Source organism: Nocardioides sp. zg-1308 (assembly GCF_013155375.1).
GTDB classification, from domain to species: domain Bacteria; phylum Actinomycetota; class Actinomycetes; order Propionibacteriales; family Nocardioidaceae; genus Nocardioides; species Nocardioides renjunii.
The window spans coordinates 448,678-467,506 of the sequence record NZ_JABJQY010000005.1; the positions used below are offsets into that span (position 1 = coordinate 448,678).

Genomic DNA, 18,829 nt, shown 5'->3' on the forward strand with positions numbered 1-18,829 from the left:
GCCGGTGGCCGGGGAGGCGCCTTGGGGGGAGGTCAGGACGTGCGGTCGCTGGCCGACTGCAGCCGGTCGATGTGCTCGGAGGCCTGCGCCTTGGTGAGGTCGCCCGGGAGCTCCTCGCCGGCCTCGCGGGCCAGGGTGTCGAGGTAGCTGCGCTGCGCGCCGGTCATCGGCTCGTCACCGGTCACCCACTCCTCGGGGTCCTTGCGCGTCGTGTCACCCTGGGGACCGCCGAGGGTCTGCTCGGCCAGCGGGGTCTCGTCCGAATGTGTGTTCGATTCGCTCATGCTCCGACGATAGCGCGGCCCGGCGACAGGACAACCCTCCCGATGGGTGGTCCGGGCTGGTCCGGGGCTGGTCCGGGGCCGGTCCGGGGCCGGTCCGGGTGAGGGACCGGCGCGGGGCGCGCGCCCGGTGCGCCGTAGGCTGCTCCCGTGAAGACGTTCGAGGACCTGTGGGCCGAGCTGTCCACGAAGGCCGCGGAGCGCCCCGAGGGTTCCGGCACCGTGCAGCAGCTCGACGCCGGCGTCCATGCCATCGGCAAGAAGCTCCTGGAGGAGGCCGCCGAGTCGTGGATGGCCGCCGAGCACGAGGGCAAGGAGGCGACGGCACTGGAGATCAGCCAGCTGCTCTACCACGCCCAGGTGCTCATGCTCGCCTCCGGCCTGACCCTCGACGACGTCTACGCCCACCTGTGAGAGCCCCGGTGAGATCCGCATGACCCTCCGCATCGCCGTCCCCAACAAGGGGTCGCTGTCCCAGGCCGCCACCGACATCCTGCGGGAGTCCGGCTACCGCCAGCGCACCGACTCCAAGGAGCTCGCGCTCGTCGACTCCGAGAACGACGTCGAGTTCTTCTACCTCCGCCCGCGCGACATCGCGCTCTACGTCGGCGAGGGCACGCTCGACGCCGGCATCACCGGCCGCGACCTGCTGCTCGACTCCGGTGCCAAGGCCGACGAGGTGATGAACCTCGGCTTCGGCCGCTCGCGGTTCCACTTCGCCGGCCCCGCCGGTCGCTACTCCTCGCTCGAGGACCTCCGCGGCCTGCGGATCGCGACGTCGTACGTCGGCGTGGTCGAGGACTACCTGTTCCGCAACGGCATCGACGCGACCGTCACCCGCCTCGACGGCGCCGTCGAGACCAGCATCCAGCTCGGCGTGGCCGACGTCATCGCCGACGTCGTGGAGACCGGCTCGACGCTGCGCGCCGCCGGCCTGGCGACCTTCGGTGAGGTCATCCTCGACTCGCAGGCCGTGCTGATCACCCGCGGCGGGGAGATCCCCGACGACTTCGAGATCTTCCGCCGTCGGGTCGAGGGCGTCCTGGTGGCCCGGAGCTACGTGATGATGGACTACGACATCGAGGAGGCCCACCTCGACCGCGCCACGGTGCTGGCGCCCGGCCGCGAGGGTCCGACGATCTCGCCCCTCGGCAAGGCCGGCTGGGTCGCCGTGCGGGTGATGGTGCCGCGCGCCGGCTCGCAGCGGCTCATGGACGACCTCTACTCGATCGGCGCCCGGGCCATCCTGCTGACGGACATCCATGCCTGCCGGCTCTGAGCCTGCGCCCGGGCAACGGCTGCCCTCCCTGCCGCACACCTGGCGCCCCGTCGGCGTGCGCTACGCCGTGGTCGGGGTGGGCGTGATGCTGTTCGTCGTCTGCGCCGCGGCCTGGTTCGGCTTCGACGACTCGGTGCGCGACCGCTTCAACTGGCTCCAGCGCGTCACGCTGCTCGTGATGGGCGCGGCCCTGGCGCTGTGCGGCTGGGCGCTCGGCCGGGCGCGGGTGAGGGCCGAGATGGACGTGCTCGTCGTGGTCAACGGCTTCCGCACGCGCAGGCTGGCGTGGGAGCAGGTCGTCGCGATCCACCTCGCCTCGGGCGCGCCGTGGGCCACGCTCGACCTGGCCGACGGCACCACCATCTCGGCGATGGCCTTCCAGGGCTCCGACGGGCGGCGCGCCCGCGACGGCGTACGCCAGGTGCGCGCGCTGATCGACCGGTCGGGCTCGCCCGAGGGCTAGCTCGCCAGCGCGCGGATGCCCCACGACGACGACTGCTCGTCGCCCGTCGTCCCTGCCGGGGCGAGGACCGCGAGGTCGGTGCCGGAGTTGAAGGCGTCCGCCGGCGCGGTCATCGGCTCCACGGCGATCGCGGGTCGCGGGCCCTCGACCGGCGGCGTGTAGACCTGCAGCCACCGGTGGCGTTCGTCCACCCACAGGGCCACCCCGCGCCCGGTGCGCGGGTCGGCGAGCGTCACCGTGGCGCGGCCGTCGCGGTGGTCGAGGGCCCCGAAGCCGTCGTCGAGCACCGCGTCACCGATGCGGCGCGGTGTCGTGAAGTCGTGGGCGCCCGACACCGGCTCCGTGCCCGTCGGCAGCTGTCGGTCGTCCACCAGCAGCCGGGTGTGGGCCGGCAGGTGCAGCTCGAGGTCCTCGATGGCCTCGCCGACGGCGAGGTAGGGGTGCGCGCCGCTGGCGAACGGCGCCGGCTCGGGGGAGAGGTTGGTGGCGGTCTGGGTCACGACGAGGCCGTCGGCGGAGAGGTCGTAGAGGACGTGCAGGTCGAGCGCCCAGGGGTAGCCGGTCTGCGCCATCACGCGGAGGACGAGGGACACCGACGTGCCGGTGTGCTCCTCGACCGTCCACGCCGCCCAGCGCGCGAGGCCGTGCGAGGCGTTGCCGCGCGACGGGTCGGTCAGCCCGAGCTGGAGGTCGCGCCCGCCGAAGGAGTAGCGGCCGTCGCGGATCCGGTTGGGCCAGGGCATCAGCAGCTGGCCGCGTCCACCGGAGGACATCTCGTCCTCGGCGAAGCCGTGCACGAGGTCGCGCCCCTCGTGGGCGAGGCTGCGCAGCGCGGCCCCGCCCTCGGTGACGACCGCGACGTAGCCGGCCGCCGAGATCTCGAACTGCTCCCCGCTCGGAAACACCATGACGCCCACCCTAGACAGCACTAGCGTGACTGCATGGCCCTCACCGCGCGGGACCTCGCGCCGGCCGACGCCGCCGCCCTCGCCGGCCTCATGCGCCGGATCGATGCGGACCACCCGACGGGCTTCTGCCTCGGGGAGCCGGAGGCACGCGAGCTGATGTCCGGCGCGGAGTCGCGGTTCGAGGGTGCCTTCGACGGCGAGCACCTCGTCGCGTTCACGGCCGTCATGCCCGGTTCGCCGCAGAGCACGGGCCAGCGGTTCATCCTGTTCGGCGACGTGGACCCCGCGCGGCTGCGGGAGGGCATCGGCACGCTGATGCTGTCCCGGGCGCTGGAGGCTGCGCGAGCCGTCCATCGCCAGGTGGCGCCGGACCTGTCTGCGACGTACGCCGCCACGGCGCTCGCGGGACGTGCCGACCAGGCAGGCCTGCTGACCTCGGCGGGGTTCGTGCCCACCGGCCACAGCGTCATGATGGTGGCCGACCTGGCGCGGCCCGTCGCAGTGCCCGAGGCTCCCCGTGGTCTGGTCGCGTCGTCCTTCGACCCGGCCGCGGCGGAGGAGCTCCGGCTGGCGCACAACACCGCCTTCGGCGACCATCCGGACCGCACACCCATGGGGCCGGACTTCTGGGAGCTCTTCATGGTCCGGGCGGCGCACAACCGGCACCACCTGGCCGCGGTGGCGCGTGACGAGGCCGGGCGGGTTGCGGGCTACGTGTTCGCGCACGAGTACACCGTCCCGCAGTCGGGCGGTCCGGGACCCGAGCTGCACGTGCCCTACGTCGGGACCCTCCCGCACCACCGCCGCCGGGGCGTCGCCACCTGGCTGCTCACCCGGGTCCTCGGCCTCGCACGCGAAGCCGGCTATGCCACCGCCAGCCTCAGTGTCGACACCGCCAACCCGACCGGCGCCCTCGGCGTCTACGAGCGCGCCGGCTTCCGCCACCTCTACCAGCAGGACTCCTACGAGCTCGCCGAGCCACTGCTGCCGTAGGCCGGGGTCCCCGAGCGGCGTCCGCCTCAGTCGTCGGTCGGCACGACGAGGTCGGCGTGCTCGCGCGTGCGCAGCCGCGCGAAGAGGTCGTCCTCGTCGAGGCGCCACTGCGCCATGTGTGGCTGGAGCGCCTCGCCGTCGCGAGCGATGCCGCGGGCCAGCCGCAGCGACGGCTCGGCCTCGACCCACACGAGGAGCCCGACCAGGTCCGCGACGGCCGGCGACCAGCTGCCGACGCCGTCGAGCACGAGCAGGCCGCCCGGCCGCACCGCGTGCGTCCCGGCCCACCCGTCGGCGTGCCAGTCCCAGCATCGCCAGTGACCGGCCTCGCCCGCCGCCAGGGGCGCGAGCAGGGCCGCGACGCTGCCCGCCAGCCCCGGCAGTCCGCGCCAGCCCTCGAGGAGCTCGTCGGTGTGCACCACCTGCGTCCCCGGGACGAATTCTGCGATCGCCGCGGCGAGGGTCGTCTTGCCCGAGCCCGCCGGACCGTCGACGCACACCAGGCGACCCGGCCCGAGCGTCGGAGGTGCCGACATCACCCGGTCGGCCACCTCGCGGGCCACCCGGGACGGGTGGGATGGGGACGGCTCAGAAGGCACGGTCGCAGCCGCGGTAGGACGGCACCACCTCGGTGACCGCGTCCCCCCGGACCAGGTGCACGTCGCGCACGTGCTCGAACAGCTCGCCGGACTTGGCGTGGCGGAACCACACGAGATCACCGATGCGGAGCATGGCCGCGGGGTGCCCGGTCAGCGGCGTCTGGACCTCGCCGGCGCCCTCCAGCCCGGTGAGGCGCAGGCCCGGCGGGGCCCACGGCACGGGGGAGCGGTCGGCACCCGTCGCCCCACTGGCGATCAGCCCGCCGCCGTGGACGGTGACCAGGTCGGGTGTCGGCCTGCGGGTGACCCGGAGGCCGAAGAACGCGGCCGGGCGCGGGTCGAAGGAGGCGTAGTGGTCGAAGATCCCGGGGACCAGCAGTCCCGACCCGGCGGCGATCTCGGTGACCGCGCCGTCGGCGGCCGTGGCCTCGACCGACCCCGAGCCGCCGCCGTTCCAGAACTCGAGGTCGGCCACCCGGGCGAGCGCCTCGGAGATCTCGCGGCGGCGCACCTCGAGCTGCGCCATCGACGCCTGCTTGAGGCGACGTACGAGCAGCGAGCGGGTCCGCTGGTCGGGGACGTCGTCCTGCACGCCGGCGACCTGTCCCTCGAAGGTCATCACGCCGACCAGCCGGAAGCCGTCACGGGCGACCACGTGCTCGGCGAGTTCCACGACGTCCGCGGTGTCGAACAGCGGCGAGCGCTTGGGACCGATGTGCTGCCGACCGAGCCGCAGCCCGGCGTCGAGGTCCAGGGCGACCCGGACCGGCACCTGCGAGGAGGACCGGGCCGCGTCGACGACGTCGAGGTGGGCGGTGTCGTCGACCATGATCGTGATCGCCGCCGCGGCCGACGGCGAGGCGGTGAGCCGGCGGAGGGCGGCGGTGTCGACAGACGGGTAGGCCACGACGATGTCGTCGCTGACGCCGCTCTCGTGCAGCCACAGCGCCTCGGCCACGGTGAAGGCCAGGACCCCGGAGAACCCGTCGCGCGCGAGCGCGCGCTCGACCAGGGCCGGCACCCGGAGCGACTTCGACGCCACCCGGACGGGCTTGCCGCCGGCGCGGCGGACCAGGTCGTCGGCGTTGGCGTCGAAGGCGTCGAGGTCGACGACGGCGATGGGCGTGGCCGGCGCCTCCGGGAGGGCGTCGACGGCGGCACCGAGCCTCGACCACAGGCGGTTGCGGTCGACGAGCCGGTCGCTCACTCGATCCCGCGCTTCCGCAGGAGCGCCTCGATGTCGGCCATGTCGTCGTCGACGGGGGACCCGCCCTTGCCCGGCGACCGTGTCGAGGACGCCTCGGGGAGGCTGCGGTCACGCGCGGTGCCCGTGGGGGTGGCGCCCCCGGAGGACTGGCCCCGGGCGAGCTGGCGGTCACGGATGATGCCGCTGACCACCCACAGCACGAGAGCGAGGCCGGCGAGCCCGACCCCCACCCAGGTGCGGACGTCGAAGACGAGGCTGGTCGCCCAGTCGGTGACCGAGCCGCCGATCTCGACGACCATCTCGAGGGTGCCCGTCAGCCAGGCCGCCGCGGGCAGGAGCGTGAAGCCGAGCGCGCGCAGGCCGTTGGCGGACCCGCGCCGCCGGAAGGCGATCCACGTCCAGATCGCGCCCGCCACGGTGAGCGCTGCGGTCAGGGCGGCCCAGGTCGTCTCTTCCACGGCCCCAGAGTCGCACAACGCACCACGCGTCCGGGACAATGGCGCCGTGCCCGACGACCGCGACAGCAGCCCCCTGGTCCGGACGATCCCCGACCCGGGGTTCGCCGACGACCACGGTGCCGTCGACCCCGGGCTGCGTCGCCTGCTCGTCGACCACCTCGAGGGAAGGGCGTCGTCCGGGACGGTCCTCGCCGCGCTTCAGGACGCCCGCCTGCTGGTGCCGGTCGTCGCCGTGCTCGGTGAGGTCGAGCACGACGAGCAGGGCCTCGCCCATGACAAGTCCTCCGACATGGCCGCTGTGCTGGTCCGGGCGGGCGACGGCAGCCTCGGCCTGCTCGCCTTCACCTCCATCGAGACGATGGCCCGCTGGGACCCGGCGGCGCGTCCGGTGCCGGTCACCGCAGCGACCGCCGCCACCGCGGCGGCGCAGGACGGCGCGGAGGCGTTGCTGGTCGACCTGGCCGGCCCGGCGACGTACGTCGTCGACGGCGACGACCTCACCCGGCTGGCCGCCGGGTGGCGACTCGTCCGGCTCGGGGAGGGCGACGGGCACGGCTGGATTGGCCCCGCGCCGGAATGATCGGCTAGCCTTCGGTGTTGACCGATCAGTGCCGCACAGCACCACTGCACCACCCGCGACACTGGTCCCGCCAAGCGGAGGCACCGCACCACCCGTCTCCCACCCGCACCGATCGCCCTGCACCACAGATCGTCGGGTCCCGGTCCTCGTGACACGGCTGTCGAGAGACAGGCGTGGCACGCCAGGTCTTCCCGAGAGGGGAGGCGTGTCGTGACTGGCTCCCGCTTGGCAGCAGCGGGAGCCATTGTTCATTTCCGGCCCGATCCAGGGCCGGGAAGGCTGGGGCTCCCACCCACCCGATCACTGGAGGACACATCAGCACCGAGCTGCGCATCAACGAGCGGATCCGCGTACCCGAGGTCCGGCTCGTCGGACCCAACGGTGAGACCGTTGGCATCGTGCCGACCGACCAGGCACTGAAGCTGGCCCAGGAGGCCGACCTCGACCTCGTCGAGATCGCTCCGCAGGGACGCCCCCCTGTCTGCAAGCTCATGGACTACGGCAAGTTCAAGTACGAGAACGCCCAGAAGGCCCGTGAGGCGCGCCGCAACCAGACGAACGTGATCATCAAGGAGATGAAGCTTCGTCCCAAGATCGACTCGCACGACTACGAGACCAAGAAGGGTCACGTCGTGCGGTTCCTCGGCGCGGGCGACAAGGTCAAGATCACCATCATGTTCCGCGGTCGCGAGCAGCACCGCCCCGAGCTGGGCTTCCGCCTGCTCCAGAAGCTGGCCGAGGACGTCCAGGAGCTCGGCTTCGTGGAGTCCGCGCCCAAGCAGGACGGCCGCAACATGACGATGGTGATCGGCCCGCACAAGAAGAAGGCCGACGCCAAGGTCGACGCCGAGGCGGCCCGCGCCACCAAGGAGCAGGCCCGAGCCGACCGCAGGGCCGAGGAGGACGCCGAGCGCGAGGCTGCGCACGCCGCCGGCCCCGTGGCCCAGAAGAAGGAGCGTCGCCGCTCCGAGAACCTCGATCCTGAGATCGAGGCCTGAGCGGAGCGAAGGCCTCGATCGAGCACGTCGCGGCGAAGCCGTGACAACGGCCGAGGACTGACGGCGAGAACCGCCGACAGGACGGTCGAACCCCCCGAACCACCCACGCAGAAGGAAGTTGAGGCAGACATGCCGAAGAACAAGACCCACTCGGGCACCAGCAAGCGCTTCAAGGTGACCGGCTCGGGCAAGGTCCGCCGCCTGCAGGCCGGCCGCAAGTCCGGCGCTGCGTTCGCGTCCGCGCCGACCACGGGCAGCCGCAAGAAGCACCGCCGCAACGCCGGCATGGTCGAGCTCGAGAAGTCCGACGTGAAGCGCGTCAAGAAGATGCTCGGCATCTGAGCCTCGTCCCACCTGGTGGCTCAGCCGCCGTCCATCCTGATTTTCGCCTGCAACAAGGAGTAGCACCATGGCACGCGTCAAGCGCGCAGTGAACGCCCAGAAGAAGCGTCGTACCACCCTCGAGCGCGCCAGCGGCTACCGCGGCCAGCGCTCGCGGCTCTACCGCAAGGCCAAGGAGCAGGTCACCCACTCCCTGGTCTACAGCTACAACGACCGCCGCAAGAACAAGGGCAACTTCCGCAAGCTGTGGATCCAGCGCATCAACGCCGCGGCCCGCGCCAACGGCATGACCTACAACCGCTTCATCCAGGGCCTCGGCCTGGCCGGCATCGAGGTCGACCGCAAGATCCTGGCCGAGCTGGCCGTCAACGACGCCCCGGCGTTCGCGGTGCTCGTCGAGGCCGCCAAGGCCGCGCTGCCCGACGACGTCAACGCGCCCAAGGTCTCCGCCTGAGCCACATGGGCACTCCGTCGGCCGGGACCCCGCTCACCGTGGGGAACACCCGGGTGAAGGAGGCTCGCAAGCTGAGCCGCCGTTCGGTACGCACCGAGCGGCGGCTCTTCCTTGCCGACGGTCCCAAGGCGGTCGAGGGGGCGCTCTCGGTCGACTGCGTGGTGGAGGTCTTCGCGACCTCCCACGCCGCCGACCAGTACGCCGACCTGCTGGACGGCACCGACGTCACGCTCGTCGACGACCGCGCGATCGCCGCGCTGTCCGACGCCGTGACGCCGGCGGGCGTGGTGGCGGTGTGCCACCACATCGACGCCCCCCTCGAGCACGTCGTGCGGGCCTCGCCCCGTCTGCTCGTCATCTGCGCCGACGTGCGCGACCCGGGCAACGCCGGCACGGTCATCCGCACGGCCGACGCGGCCGGGGCCGACGGCGTGGTCCTCGCCGGGCAGTCCGTCGACGCCTACAACCCGAAGACGGTGCGGGCGAGCGTCGGGAGCCTGTTCCACCTCCCGGTCGCCCGGGCCACCGATGCGGCCGAGGCGGTCCGCGCCGCGCAGGCCCGCGGGCTCCGGGTGCTCGCCGCCGACGGCGCCGGGGACCTCGACCTCTTCGACGCCGACCTCTCGGGCCCCACCGCGTGGCTCTTCGGCAACGAGGCGTGGGGCCTGCCCGAGGAGCTGGCCGCGCTCGCCGACGAGCGCGTCGCCATCCCGATCCACGGCCGGGCGGAGAGCCTCAACCTCTCGACCGCCGCCGCGGTCTGCCTCTACGCGAGCGCGCGGGCCCAGCGCGCCTGACGACCGTCCGTCGCTGGGCTACGCTCGCCCGCGATGATCATGATCGATCCACCCGCCGTCCCACGGTGGGGCCGGCTGTGGTCGCACCTGGCCAGCGACACGTCGTACGACGAGGCGCACGCCTTCGCCGCCGCGCACGGCATCCCCGCCCGCGGGTGGGACCGCGACCACTACGACGTGCCCGACGAGGCGTACGCCGCCATGGTGGCCGCCGGCGCCGTGCCGGTCAGCTCGCGCGAGCTGGTGGCCGCCCTGCGCGCCGCGGGCCTGCGGCGGCCCAAGGCCCGCTCGCGCGGCTAGGGTGAGCGCGTGTCCGAGGAGAGCCGCCGCGTCGACGGCACCCCCAGCCGGCTGCGCCTCCTCGCCGACGCCTATCCCGACGGGATCCTCGGTGCTACCCGCGACGGGATCGTCACGATCCTGAACTCGCAGGGAGCCGCGCTGCTGGGTGTGGATCCCCACGACGCCATGGGGCTGCCGCTGGACGACGTGCTGCGGCTCCTCGACCAGGACGGCCAGACCTGGCTGCACGTCAACCGGCCGTGGGACAGCATCTCGATCGTCCGCGGAGTGCCCGAGCAGTCGTGGGTCAACGCGTCGGGCGAGGAGGTGCTCACCACCGCCAAGCTGGTGCGCGACGAGCCGCTGGGCCGCGTGCTGGGCATCGCGGTCGGGCTCCGCAGCGGTCGTGGCCGGGCGCGGCTCGACCGTGAGCGCTCCGACCTGGTCGCGATGGTGGCCCACGAGCTGCGCTCCCCGCTCACCGGCGTGAAGGGGTTCGTGCAGGCGCTGCTCAACCGGTGGGACAAGCTCACCGACGACCAGCGCAAGCTCATGCTCACCACCGTCAATGCCGACGCCGACCGGCTGGCGCGGCTCATCGCAGAGCTGCTCGACGTGGCCCGCATCGACACCGACCGCCTCCAGCTCTACCCCCGCGAGTCGTCCGCGGAGGTGCTGGTGCGGCGGGTGGTCGACTCCATCGAGGCCGGCACGGCCCGCGAGATCCACCTCGAGGTCGAGGAGGACCTCCCCGAGGTGTTCGCCGACCCCGACAAGTTCACCCAGGTGGTGACCAACCTCGTCGAGAACGCCGTGCGCCACGGCCAGGGCCAGGTCAGCCTCCGGCTCGCCGCGTCCGAGAGCCTCGACGGGGTGCGCATCACCGTCGACGACGAGGGTGACGGCATCCCGGTCGAGCTGCGGCGCCGGGTCTTCACCAAGTTCTGGACCACCGGCGACTCGGGCGGCACCGGCCTCGGCATGTACATCGTCGGCGGGCTGGCCCGGGCCCACGGCGGCTGGGTCACGATCGACGACGCGCCCGGAGGCGGCGCGCGGGTGATGGTCGACTGGCCGAGCCAGGACCTGCGGCCCGACTGAGACGGCAGCGGGAGCCCGTCGACCTCCACAGAACCTTCACGAGTCGTCCCCACGACGCGGACGGTCGTGCTCCTAGGGTCGGGGCATGACGTCGAGGACGGCCGCGCGGACGGCCCTGGTGGTGGAGGACGAGCGCACGATCAACGACGCGCTCGCCCAGCGGCTGCGCGCCGAGGGCTACACGGTCGAGCAGGCCTTCGACGGGCCGTCGGCGGTCGACCTCGCCGCCCGGGTGAGCCCCGACGTGGTCCTCCTCGACGTGATGCTGCCCGGCTTCGACGGGCTCGAGGTGTGCCGCCGCATCCAGGCCGCCCGGCCGGTGCCCGTGCTGATGCTCACCGCCCGCGACGACGAGGCCGACCTGCTCGTCGGGCTCGGGGTGGGCGCCGACGACTACCTCACCAAGCCGTTCTCCATGCGCGAGGTCGTGGCCCGCGTCTCCGCCCTGCTCCGCCGCGTCGAGCGGGCCGCCGCGCTCGCCGACGAGCGCCCGGCCGTGATCCGGGTGGGCTCGCTGGGCCTCGACCCCGGCACCCGGCGTACGACGGTCGGCGACGCAGCGGTGCACCTCACGCCGACCGAGTTCGACCTGCTCCTCTGCCTGGCCCGCGAGGCCGGCCAGGTGCTCAGCCGTGAGCGGCTGCTGCGCGAGGTCTGGGACTGGGGCGACGCCTGGGGGAGCGCCAGCGCCACCCGCACCGTCGACAGCCACGTCAAGGCGCTGCGCAGCAAGGTGGGTGCCGAGCGCATCCGGACCGTGCACGGCGTGGGCTACGCGCTGGAGGAGGTCGGATGAGCGCCCTCCTCGACGCCGTCTCCAGCCTCAAGGCCAAGCTCGGCCTGCTCGTCGCGGCGTCCGTGGTCACAGCCGTGCTGCTGACCTGGCTCGGGTCCGCGGCCGACGTGTCGCCGCTCCTGGTGCTCCCGGTCAGCGTCGCGCTGGCCCTCGGGGTCACCCAGCTGCTCGCCGCCGGGATGGTGGCGCCCCTGCGCCGGATGACCGAGGTGACCCGGGCGATGGCCCGCGGCGACTACTCCGGGCGGGTGCGCACCCGCGCCACCGACGAGGTCGGCCAGCTGGCCGCCGCCTTCAACCGGATGGCCGAGGACCTCGCGACGGTCGACCGGGAGCGCCGGGACCTCATCGCCACGGTGTCCCACGAGCTGCGGACGCCGCTGACGGCGATGACCGCCCTGCTCGAGAACCTCGCGGACGGCGTCGTCCCCGCCGACGCCATGAGCCTGGAGGCCGCCCTCGAGGAGGCCCAGCGCCTCGGCCGGCTCGTCGACGACCTCCTCCAGCTGTCCCGGCTCGAGGCCGGGGTCGTCGACCTCGACCGCCAGGACGTCGCCCTGCACCGGCTCGTCGAGGAGTCGGTCGCCCAGGTCGCCGGTGCCGGCCGGCCCGGGTCGTACGACGTCGAGGTGGCGGACGACCTGCACGTGCAGGTCGATCCCGCGCGGCTGCGCCAGCTGCTCGTCAACGTCCTCGACAACGCCGGGCGGCACGCGCCGCCCGACACCCGGGTCCGCGTCACCGGTGGCGCCGCCGCCCCGGCCGACGCGCTCCGTGACGGGGACGGGGCCGGGACCGGCTGGTGGCTGGAGGTCACCGACGACGGCGGGGGAGTGGCACCCGAGGACCGCGAACGCGTCTTCGAGCGCTTCGGCACCGACGGCGCGGGCGGCACCGGCCTCGGCCTCGCGATCGCCCGCTGGGTCGCCCAGCTCCACGACGGCACGCTGCGGTTCGTCGATCCCGCCTCCGGGCGGGGCGCCCGCCTCCGCCTCGAGGTCCCCGAGCCGACTGCCGCCGGGTCCCGCGGACCGAGCCGGGTCCCCGCACCCGACGCCCGACCGCTCCCCGCCCCGGAGCCGAGCAGGTCCGAGGTCCTGATCCCGGCCGCGGCTGCGGCTGCGGTGCCGCGCACCACACCCGGGCTGGACGCGCTCTTCGGTCGCTTCTGGCCCGAGCGCGGCCTGCCGTCGGGCCTGCCGACCGTGGCCGCGGCCGCAGGGGCCGGGCTCGTCGCGGGCGTCGCGCTCTCGTTCACCGCGGTGGGCATCTCGTGGACCCTCGTCGCGCTCGTCTGCGGCGCCGCGGCGCTGCTCACCGCCCGCCGTCGACGCGAGCCGTGGACCGTCCTCTGCGCCGTGCTGGCCGTGCTGCTCGTCCTGCCCATGACGCTGCTGGACGCGTGGTGGGTGCAGATGCTCGGCCTCCTCGCGGCGACGGCTGTCTTCCTCTGCGGCGTCACCGGCGCCCGCACGATGCCCGGCATCCTGCTGTCCGGCATCTCGTGGCCGCTCGCGTCGCTGCGCGGCCTGCCGTGGTTCGGCCGCTCGCTCCGCATCGCCGGCACCGGGTCCCGCGCCCCCGCCTTCGTGCGCACCCTCGTGTGGTCGCTCCTCGGGCTCGCGGTCTTCGGCACGATCTTCGCCAGCGCCAACCCGGTGTTCGGCTCCTGGGTCGACCGGCTGGTGCCCAACCTGACCTTCAACGACCTCGTCGGGCGCGGGTTCGTCGCCTGCTTCGTCTTCGCCGCCACCCTCGGCGCCGCCTACCTCGCGCTGAACCCGTCCCACGTGGAGGTGCTGGGTGGGCGCCGCCCGGCCGCCCTCGCCAACCGGTTCGAGTGGCTCGTGCCGGTGCTCGTCGTCGACGCGGTCTTCGTCGCCTTCATCGCCGCGCAGGCCAGGGCGCTCATCGGCGGTCGCGACTACATCGAGGAGACCACCGGGCTGACGTACGCCGACTTCGTGCACCAGGGCTTCGGCCAGCTGACCCTCGCCACCGCACTCACCGTGCTCGTGGTGTGGGTCGCCGCCCGCCGTGCCGGCGACACGCCCGAGGACCGGCGCTGGCTGCTCGCCTCGCTCGGGCTGCTGTGCGCGCTCACCCTGCTGGTGGTGGCCTCGGCCCTGCGGGGCATGGCGGTCTACCAGGACGCCTACGGATTCACCACGCTCCGGCTCTTCGTCGACGTCTTCGAGGGGTGGCTGGGCTTCGTCGTGCTGGCGATCATGGTGGCGGGCGCCGCCGGCCGCGGCAGCTGGCTGCCGCGGGTCGCGCTGGTCTCCGGCGCCGTCGCGCTCATCGGACTGGCGGCGGTCAACCCCGACGCCTGGGTCGCCGGGCGCAACCTCGACCGCTACGACGCCACCGGCCGGCTCGACGTGCGCTACCTCCAGAGCCTGTCCGCCGACGCCGCCCCGGAGATCGTGGAGCGGCTGCCGGCCGAGGTGGCGCGCTGCGTCCTGCAGGACCTGGCGTACGGCTCCTTGCAGCCCGAGGTGCTCGAGGACGCCCGGGCGTGGAACCTGGCGCGCTCCCGCGCGGAGGAGGCGGTCGCGGGGCTCGACCTCGCCGAGGCGCGCGGCGCCGGCGACGAGTGCGCCGGCGTCTGGAGCGCGTACGGCGAGTAGGATGCGTCACGTGGACACGAGCTTGCGATTTCTGCGCCCCGGACCTGGTCCGTCGGGCAGCTGACGTCACCGGGTCCGGGGAGTCCCCGTCCGACCCGATGCTCATCCACTCCTAGAATCTGCGGCGACCTGCTGTCGCCGCGCGAAAGGGAGCCATGTCCGGCCCCAACACCGACTACGACCCTGTTGAAGTGACCCCTCTCAAGGCCGACCAGGTGGAGGCGATGCGCGAGTCGGCGCTGGCCGCCATCGCGGGCGCCGCCGACCTCGACGCCCTCAAGCAGGTGCGCCTCGAGCACGCGGGGGACCGCTCGCCGCTGGCACTCGCGAACCGCGAGATCGGCGCCCTCCCGCCACAGGCGCGCAAGGAGGCCGGCCAGCGCGTCGGCCAGGCCCGCGGCGCGATCAACCAGGCCCTCGCGGCCCGCCAGGTCGAGCTCGAGGCCGAGCACGAGGAGCGGATGCTCGTCGAGGAGACCGTCGACGTCTCGCTGCCGACCACCCGTCGGCGTCGCGGCGGCCGCCACCCGCTCACCCTCCAGTCCGAGCTCATCGCGGACCTGTTCGTCGCCATGGGCTACGAGGTGGCCGAGGGGCCCGTCGTGGAGGCCGAGTGGCTCAACTTCGACGCCCTCAACCTCGGCCCGGACCACCCGGCGCGCACCATGCAGGACACCTTCTGGACCGAGCCGGCCGACCACCACGTGGTGCTGCGCACGCAGACCTCGCCGGTCCAGGCGCGCACCATGCTCACGCGCACGCCGCCGATCTACGTCGTGTGCCCGGGACGCGTGTTCCGCACCGACGAGTACGACGCCACCCACTCGCCGATGTTCCACCAGGTCGAGGGCCTCGTGGTCGACGAGGGCATCACCATGGCGCACCTCAAGGGCACCCTCGACCACTTCGCGTCGCAGCTGTTCGGCGAGGGGATCACCACGCGGTTCCGGCCCTCCTACTTCCCCTTCACCGAGCCGTCGGCCGAGGTCGACGTCAAGTGCTTCGTGTGCCTGGGCAGCGGGATGGGCGCCGACTCCGAGTCGTGCCGCACCTGTCGCGGCGAGGGCTGGATCGAGTGGGGTGGCTGCGGCGTGGTCAACCCGCGCGTGCTGGTCGCCTGCGGCGTCGACCCCGAGGTCTACAGCGGCTTCGCCTTCGGCATGGGCATCGACCGGTCCTTCATGTTCCGCCACAACCTCGAGGACCTGCGTCCGCTGTTCGAGGGTGACGTCCGCTTCTCTGCCGCGTTCGGCAGCGAGATCTGAGAGGGGAGCAGCGACATGAAGGCACCCCTGTCCTGGTTCCTGGACCACGTCGACGTGCCCGCCGGCACGACGACCGACGAGATCACCGACCGGCTGACGCTGACCGGGCTCAAGCTCGAGGCCGTCGAGAGCCCCGGTCGTGAGATCACCGGGCCGCTCGTCATCGGCCGCGTGCTGACGATGGAGCCCGAGCCGCAGAAGAATGGCAAGACCATCAACTGGTGCACCGTCGACGTCGGTGACGCCAACGGCACCGGTGAGCCGCAGGGCATCGTCTGCGGGGCCCACAACTTCGCTGCCGGCGACCTGGTCGTCACCGTGCTGCCCGGTGGCGTGCTGCCCGGCGGCTTCGAGATCAGCGCCCGCAAGACCTACGGGCACGTGTCGGCCGGGATGATCTGCTCGGCCCGCGAGCTGGGCCTCGGCGAGGACCACGACGGCATCATCGTGCTGCCCGCCGACGCCGGTGAGCCCGGTCAGGACGTCCGCCCGGTCCTCGGCCTCGACGAGGAGGTCGTCGAGCTCGAGATCAACCCCGACCGGGCCTACGCCCTGTCGGTCCGCGGCATCGCCCGCGAGGTGCTGGTCTCGGTCGAGGGTGCGAGCGGCTTCCGCGACCCCGCCGTCCGGGACACGCCGGCCGCGAACGGTGACGGCCACCCGGTCGTCGTCGAGGACGCCGAGGGCTGCCCCGTCTTCGTGGCCCGCCGTGTCAGCGGCTTCGACCCCACCGCCCCCACGCCGGACCACATCGTCCAGCGGATCACCGCGGCGGGCATGCGCCCGATCTCCCTGGCCGTCGACGTCACCAACTACGTCATGCTCGAGACCGGTCGTCCGATCCACGGCTACGACGCGGACAAGGTGCGCGGCCCGCTCGTCGTACGCCGTGCGCTCGACGGAGAGCGGCTGACCACCCTCGACGGCACCGACCGCGCCCTCGACCCGCAGGACCTCGTGGTCACCGACGACTCCGGGATCATCGGCCTCGGCGGCGTGATGGGTGGGGAGACGACCGAGATGTCCGGCTCCACCACCTCGATCCTCGTCGAGGCCGCCCACTGGGACGCCGTGTCGATGTTTCGCACCGGGCGCCGCCACAAGATCACCTCCGAGGCCGGCAAGCGCAACGAGCGCGGCGTCGACCCGACGATCTGCGAGGCCGCGGCCGACCAGGTCGTGGAGCTCCTCGTCGAGCACGGCGGCGCGGTGGCCGACCCGGGCGTGACCGTCGTCGGCACCCCGCCGGCGATGCCCACCGTCCAGGTGCCCGGCGACCTCGCGGCACGCGTGTCCGGCATGCCGATCACGGAGGAGCGCAGCATCGAGTGCCTGCGCGCTGTGGGCTGCGACGTGTCCGGCACGGGGACGCTGTCCGTCACGCCTCCGCCATGGCGACCCGACCTCACCGACGCGCAGGACTTCTCCGAGGAGGTCATCCGGCTCGTCGGCTACGACCAGGTGCCGTCGGTGCTGCCGACGCCCCCGTCCGGGCGCGGTCTCACCCGCGCCCAGCAGCTGGGCCGCCGGGTCGGCCGCACGCTGGCCGGTGAGGGCTACGTCGAGGTGGTGAGCTTCCCGTTCGTGGGCGAGACCGACCTCGACGCGCTCGGGCTCGCACCCGAGGACCCGCGCCGCGACGTGCTCCGGCTCTCCAACCCGCTCAACGCCGAGGCCGGCTACATGACCACGACCCTCCTGCCGGGCGTGCTCCGGGCGGCAGGCCGCAACGTCGGCCACGGCACGGCGGACGTCGCGGTGTTCGAGACCGGCACCGTGACGCTGCCGACGCACGCGGGACCCGCGCCGATCCTGCCGGTGGACCGGCGCCCTACCGACGAGGAGCTGGCTGCGCTCGACGCCGCGCTCCCTGCCCAGCCGCTCCACCTCGCGGTCGTGGCCGCGGGCGACGCGGTCGCCGGAGGCTGGTGGGGTCAGGGCCGACCGGTCTCGTGGTCCGACGCCGTCGAGGCGGTCCGCTCGGTCGCCGACGCGCTCGGTCTCGAGGTCGCCGCGGCGCCGGTCGAGCTCGCGCCGTGGCACCCCGGGCGCTGTGCGGAGCTCAGCGTCGACGGCGAGGTCGTCGGTCACGCGGGCGAGGTGCACCCGCGGGTGTGCGAGGCCTTCGGGCTGCCCCGGCGAACGGTCGCGGCGGAGGTCGACCTCGACCTCCTGATCGCCCGAGCGGTCCACCTGCGGCAGGCCCCGACGTTCTCGTCCTACCCCGTCGCCAAGGAGGACGTCGCCCTCGTGGTCGACGACGCCACGCCGGCCGCCGAGGTGGAGGCCGCGCTGCGCGAGGGTGCGGGCGAGCTGCTGGAGTCGATCCGGCTCTTCGACGTCTACACGGGGGACCAGGTCGGCGCCGGCCGCAAGTCCCTCGCGTACGCCCTGCGTTTCCGGGCCCCGGACCGCACGCTCAAGGAGGGTGAGGCGGCCGCCGCCCGCGACGCGGCTGTGGCGCTCGCCGCCGAGCGGACGGGCGCCGTCCAGCGCGCCTGACGACGCGCCGCTCACGACCGACGAGCCCCGGGCCGCCAGGTGCGGCCCGGGGCTCCTCTGTGTCGCCGGTTGCGCTCCGTGCCTGCGATCAGTTGATCGGCGACTCCACGATCGCGCGGAAGCGTGCGTAGGTCGCCTGGTCGCCGGCGACCGAGATGCCGGCGTCGTCGCCGCGGTTCCACAGCCAGAGCTCCAGGTCCTGCGCCGTCCCGTCGACGACCACGTCCGGCTCGAGGTCCACGTCGGTGGGTGCCGGCACGACGTGGAAGTCCTCCTCGTCGGCGTAGGTCGTGCCGCTGTCCGGGTCGGTGCCCGCGAACATGCCGAAGCGGAGCCAGAGCTCCTCGCCGGTGTCGGTGACGTCGACGCGCACCAGTCCCTCGCCGGCCTCCCAGGTGCCCCAAGGCGGCATCCCGCCGTACATCACGTCGAGGCACTCGTGGACGCCGTCGGCGGCGAGCACCGGGTCGAGCTCGCTCGGGAGCCCGGCCGTCTGCTCGGCGTCGACCCGGTGCACCAGGGCCTCGTGGGCCTGTCGCCGGAGGATGAACCCGACCGTGTGGTCGGAGGACCAGTTCCACGCCTCGTCGGCGGGGTCGGCGCCCACCAGCACCTCGGCCAGGTGGCGGGACCACTCGTCGTAGGTGGCGAGCAGCTCGTCGTACGTCGCGGGGCGGGGCGGCTCGACCTCCTTCGGCTGGGTGGGGCGTGCCGTCACCACCTCTGCCCACCAGCGCTGCACGGTCGCGAGGTGCCACAGCAGGTCGGCGGCGTCCCAGTCGGGGCACGCCGGGACGCGGGCGGCGGGGTCGCACGCGGCGAGCACGTCGCGGAAGCGCGCTGACTCGGAGCGGAGGTGGTCGAGGTAGGCATCGGCAGTCAGTCGGGGCACGC

Annotated in this window: 21 protein-coding genes; 15 read left to right on the plus strand and 6 right to left on the minus strand. The window is 73.6% G+C overall.

What is annotated here, in order from left to right:
- Positions 1-32: 32 nt before the first annotated feature.
- Positions 33-284 carry a DUF3072 domain-containing protein gene (locus tag HN031_RS20815; RefSeq protein ID WP_172274992.1) on the minus strand — a complete coding sequence of 84 codons (252 nt, stop codon included), beginning with the start codon at positions 282-284 and terminating at the stop codon, positions 33-35.
- Positions 285-431: 147 nt separating this feature from the next.
- Between HN031_RS20815 and HN031_RS20820 the strand changes: the two genes are divergently transcribed.
- From HN031_RS20820 to HN031_RS20830, 3 genes are read left to right on the plus strand one after another with little or no spacing between them, the layout of a single operon-like run.
- Entirely contained in the window at positions 432-695 is a 264-nt protein-coding gene (locus HN031_RS20820) for a phosphoribosyl-ATP diphosphatase (protein WP_172274997.1), read from the plus strand.
- Between the two features lie 13 nt (positions 696-708).
- The gene (gene hisG / locus HN031_RS20825) at positions 709-1,560 is read left to right on the plus strand and encodes an ATP phosphoribosyltransferase (protein WP_322922026.1); all 852 of its coding nucleotides are present in this window, start codon (positions 709-711) and stop codon (positions 1,558-1,560) included.
- Positions 1,544-2,023, plus strand: coding sequence for a PH domain-containing protein (locus HN031_RS20830; RefSeq protein WP_172275003.1), 480 nt, complete (start codon positions 1,544-1,546; stop codon positions 2,021-2,023). The genes hisG and HN031_RS20830 overlap by 17 nt, the downstream gene beginning before the upstream one ends.
- Here the strand turns inward: HN031_RS20830 and HN031_RS20835 are convergent.
- Positions 2,020-2,931, minus strand: a complete 912-nt coding sequence (locus tag HN031_RS20835; RefSeq protein ID WP_172275009.1) for an aldose 1-epimerase family protein — start codon at positions 2,929-2,931, stop codon at positions 2,020-2,022. The genes HN031_RS20830 and HN031_RS20835 overlap by 4 nt on opposite strands.
- Positions 2,932-2,964: 33 nt before the next feature.
- On the opposite strand from HN031_RS20835, the gene HN031_RS20840 reads away from it, so the two are divergent.
- Positions 2,965-3,924, plus strand: a complete 960-nt coding sequence (locus HN031_RS20840; RefSeq protein ID WP_172275012.1) for a GNAT family N-acetyltransferase — start codon at positions 2,965-2,967, stop codon at positions 3,922-3,924.
- A 26-nt stretch (positions 3,925-3,950) separates the two neighbouring features.
- Here the strand turns inward: HN031_RS20840 and HN031_RS20845 are convergent, their stop codons facing one another.
- From HN031_RS20845 to HN031_RS21775, 3 genes are read right to left on the minus strand one after another with little or no spacing between them, the layout of a single operon-like run.
- Positions 3,951-4,487: a 4-amino-4-deoxy-L-arabinose transferase gene (locus HN031_RS20845; protein WP_367650830.1), complete on the minus strand. Its 537-nt coding sequence runs from the start codon at positions 4,485-4,487 to the stop codon at positions 3,951-3,953.
- Positions 4,488-4,512: 25 nt separating this feature from the next.
- Complete coding sequence (locus tag HN031_RS20850) at positions 4,513-5,730, minus strand: amino acid deaminase/aldolase (RefSeq protein ID WP_172275016.1); 1,218 nt, start codon at positions 5,728-5,730, stop codon at positions 4,513-4,515.
- Entirely contained in the window at positions 5,727-6,188 is a 462-nt protein-coding gene (locus HN031_RS21775) for a cellulose synthase (RefSeq protein WP_172275019.1), read from the minus strand. The genes HN031_RS20850 and HN031_RS21775 overlap by 4 nt, the downstream gene beginning before the upstream one ends.
- Before the next feature lie 46 nt (positions 6,189-6,234).
- Between HN031_RS21775 and HN031_RS21780 the strand changes: the two genes are divergently transcribed.
- The 11 genes from HN031_RS21780 to pheT all read left to right on the plus strand — a co-directional run bounded on the left by HN031_RS21780 (position 6,235) and on the right by pheT (position 17,935).
- A complete protein-coding gene (locus HN031_RS21780; protein WP_367650831.1) occupies positions 6,235-6,768 on the plus strand; it encodes an SseB family protein in 534 nt (177 codons plus the stop codon).
- Between the two features lie 332 nt (positions 6,769-7,100).
- Entirely contained in the window at positions 7,101-7,766 is a 666-nt protein-coding gene (infC, locus tag HN031_RS20865) for a translation initiation factor IF-3 (RefSeq protein ID WP_367650838.1), read from the plus strand.
- A gap of 129 nt (positions 7,767-7,895) precedes the next feature.
- Positions 7,896-8,108: a 50S ribosomal protein L35 gene (locus HN031_RS20870; RefSeq protein ID WP_172275023.1), complete on the plus strand. Its 213-nt coding sequence runs from the start codon at positions 7,896-7,898 to the stop codon at positions 8,106-8,108.
- A 67-nt stretch (positions 8,109-8,175) separates the two neighbouring features.
- Positions 8,176-8,562 carry a 50S ribosomal protein L20 gene (gene rplT, locus HN031_RS20875; RefSeq protein ID WP_172275028.1) on the plus strand — a complete coding sequence of 129 codons (387 nt, stop codon included), beginning with the start codon at positions 8,176-8,178 and terminating at the stop codon, positions 8,560-8,562.
- Positions 8,563-8,567: 5 nt separating this feature from the next.
- Complete coding sequence (locus tag HN031_RS20880; RefSeq protein WP_172275030.1) at positions 8,568-9,359, plus strand: RNA methyltransferase; 792 nt, start codon at positions 8,568-8,570, stop codon at positions 9,357-9,359.
- 39 nt (positions 9,360-9,398) lie between these two features.
- The gene (locus HN031_RS20885) at positions 9,399-9,659 is read left to right on the plus strand and encodes a DUF4031 domain-containing protein (RefSeq protein ID WP_253943616.1); all 261 of its coding nucleotides are present in this window, start codon (positions 9,399-9,401) and stop codon (positions 9,657-9,659) included.
- Between the two features lie 9 nt (positions 9,660-9,668).
- The gene (locus HN031_RS20890; protein ID WP_367650832.1) at positions 9,669-10,742 is read left to right on the plus strand and encodes an ATP-binding protein; all 1,074 of its coding nucleotides are present in this window, start codon (positions 9,669-9,671) and stop codon (positions 10,740-10,742) included.
- Positions 10,743-10,827: 85 nt separating this feature from the next.
- Positions 10,828-11,538, plus strand: a complete 711-nt coding sequence (locus HN031_RS20895; protein WP_172275036.1) for a response regulator transcription factor — start codon at positions 10,828-10,830, stop codon at positions 11,536-11,538.
- Positions 11,535-14,168, plus strand: coding sequence for a DUF4153 domain-containing protein (locus HN031_RS20900; protein ID WP_172275039.1), 2,634 nt, complete (start codon positions 11,535-11,537; stop codon positions 14,166-14,168). The genes HN031_RS20895 and HN031_RS20900 overlap by 4 nt, the downstream gene beginning before the upstream one ends.
- A gap of 155 nt (positions 14,169-14,323) precedes the next feature.
- Positions 14,324-15,433, plus strand: coding sequence for a phenylalanine--tRNA ligase subunit alpha (pheS, locus tag HN031_RS20905; RefSeq protein ID WP_172275042.1), 1,110 nt, complete (start codon positions 14,324-14,326; stop codon positions 15,431-15,433).
- 15 nt (positions 15,434-15,448) lie between these two features.
- Positions 15,449-17,935 carry a phenylalanine--tRNA ligase subunit beta gene (pheT, locus tag HN031_RS20910; protein WP_172275044.1) on the plus strand — a complete coding sequence of 829 codons (2,487 nt, stop codon included), beginning with the start codon at positions 15,449-15,451 and terminating at the stop codon, positions 17,933-17,935.
- An 88-nt stretch (positions 17,936-18,023) separates the two neighbouring features.
- Here the strand turns inward: pheT and HN031_RS20915 are convergent, their stop codons facing one another.
- Positions 18,024-18,827, minus strand: a complete 804-nt coding sequence (locus HN031_RS20915) for a maleylpyruvate isomerase family mycothiol-dependent enzyme (RefSeq protein ID WP_172275047.1) — start codon at positions 18,825-18,827, stop codon at positions 18,024-18,026.
- Positions 18,828-18,829 lie beyond the last annotated feature (2 nt).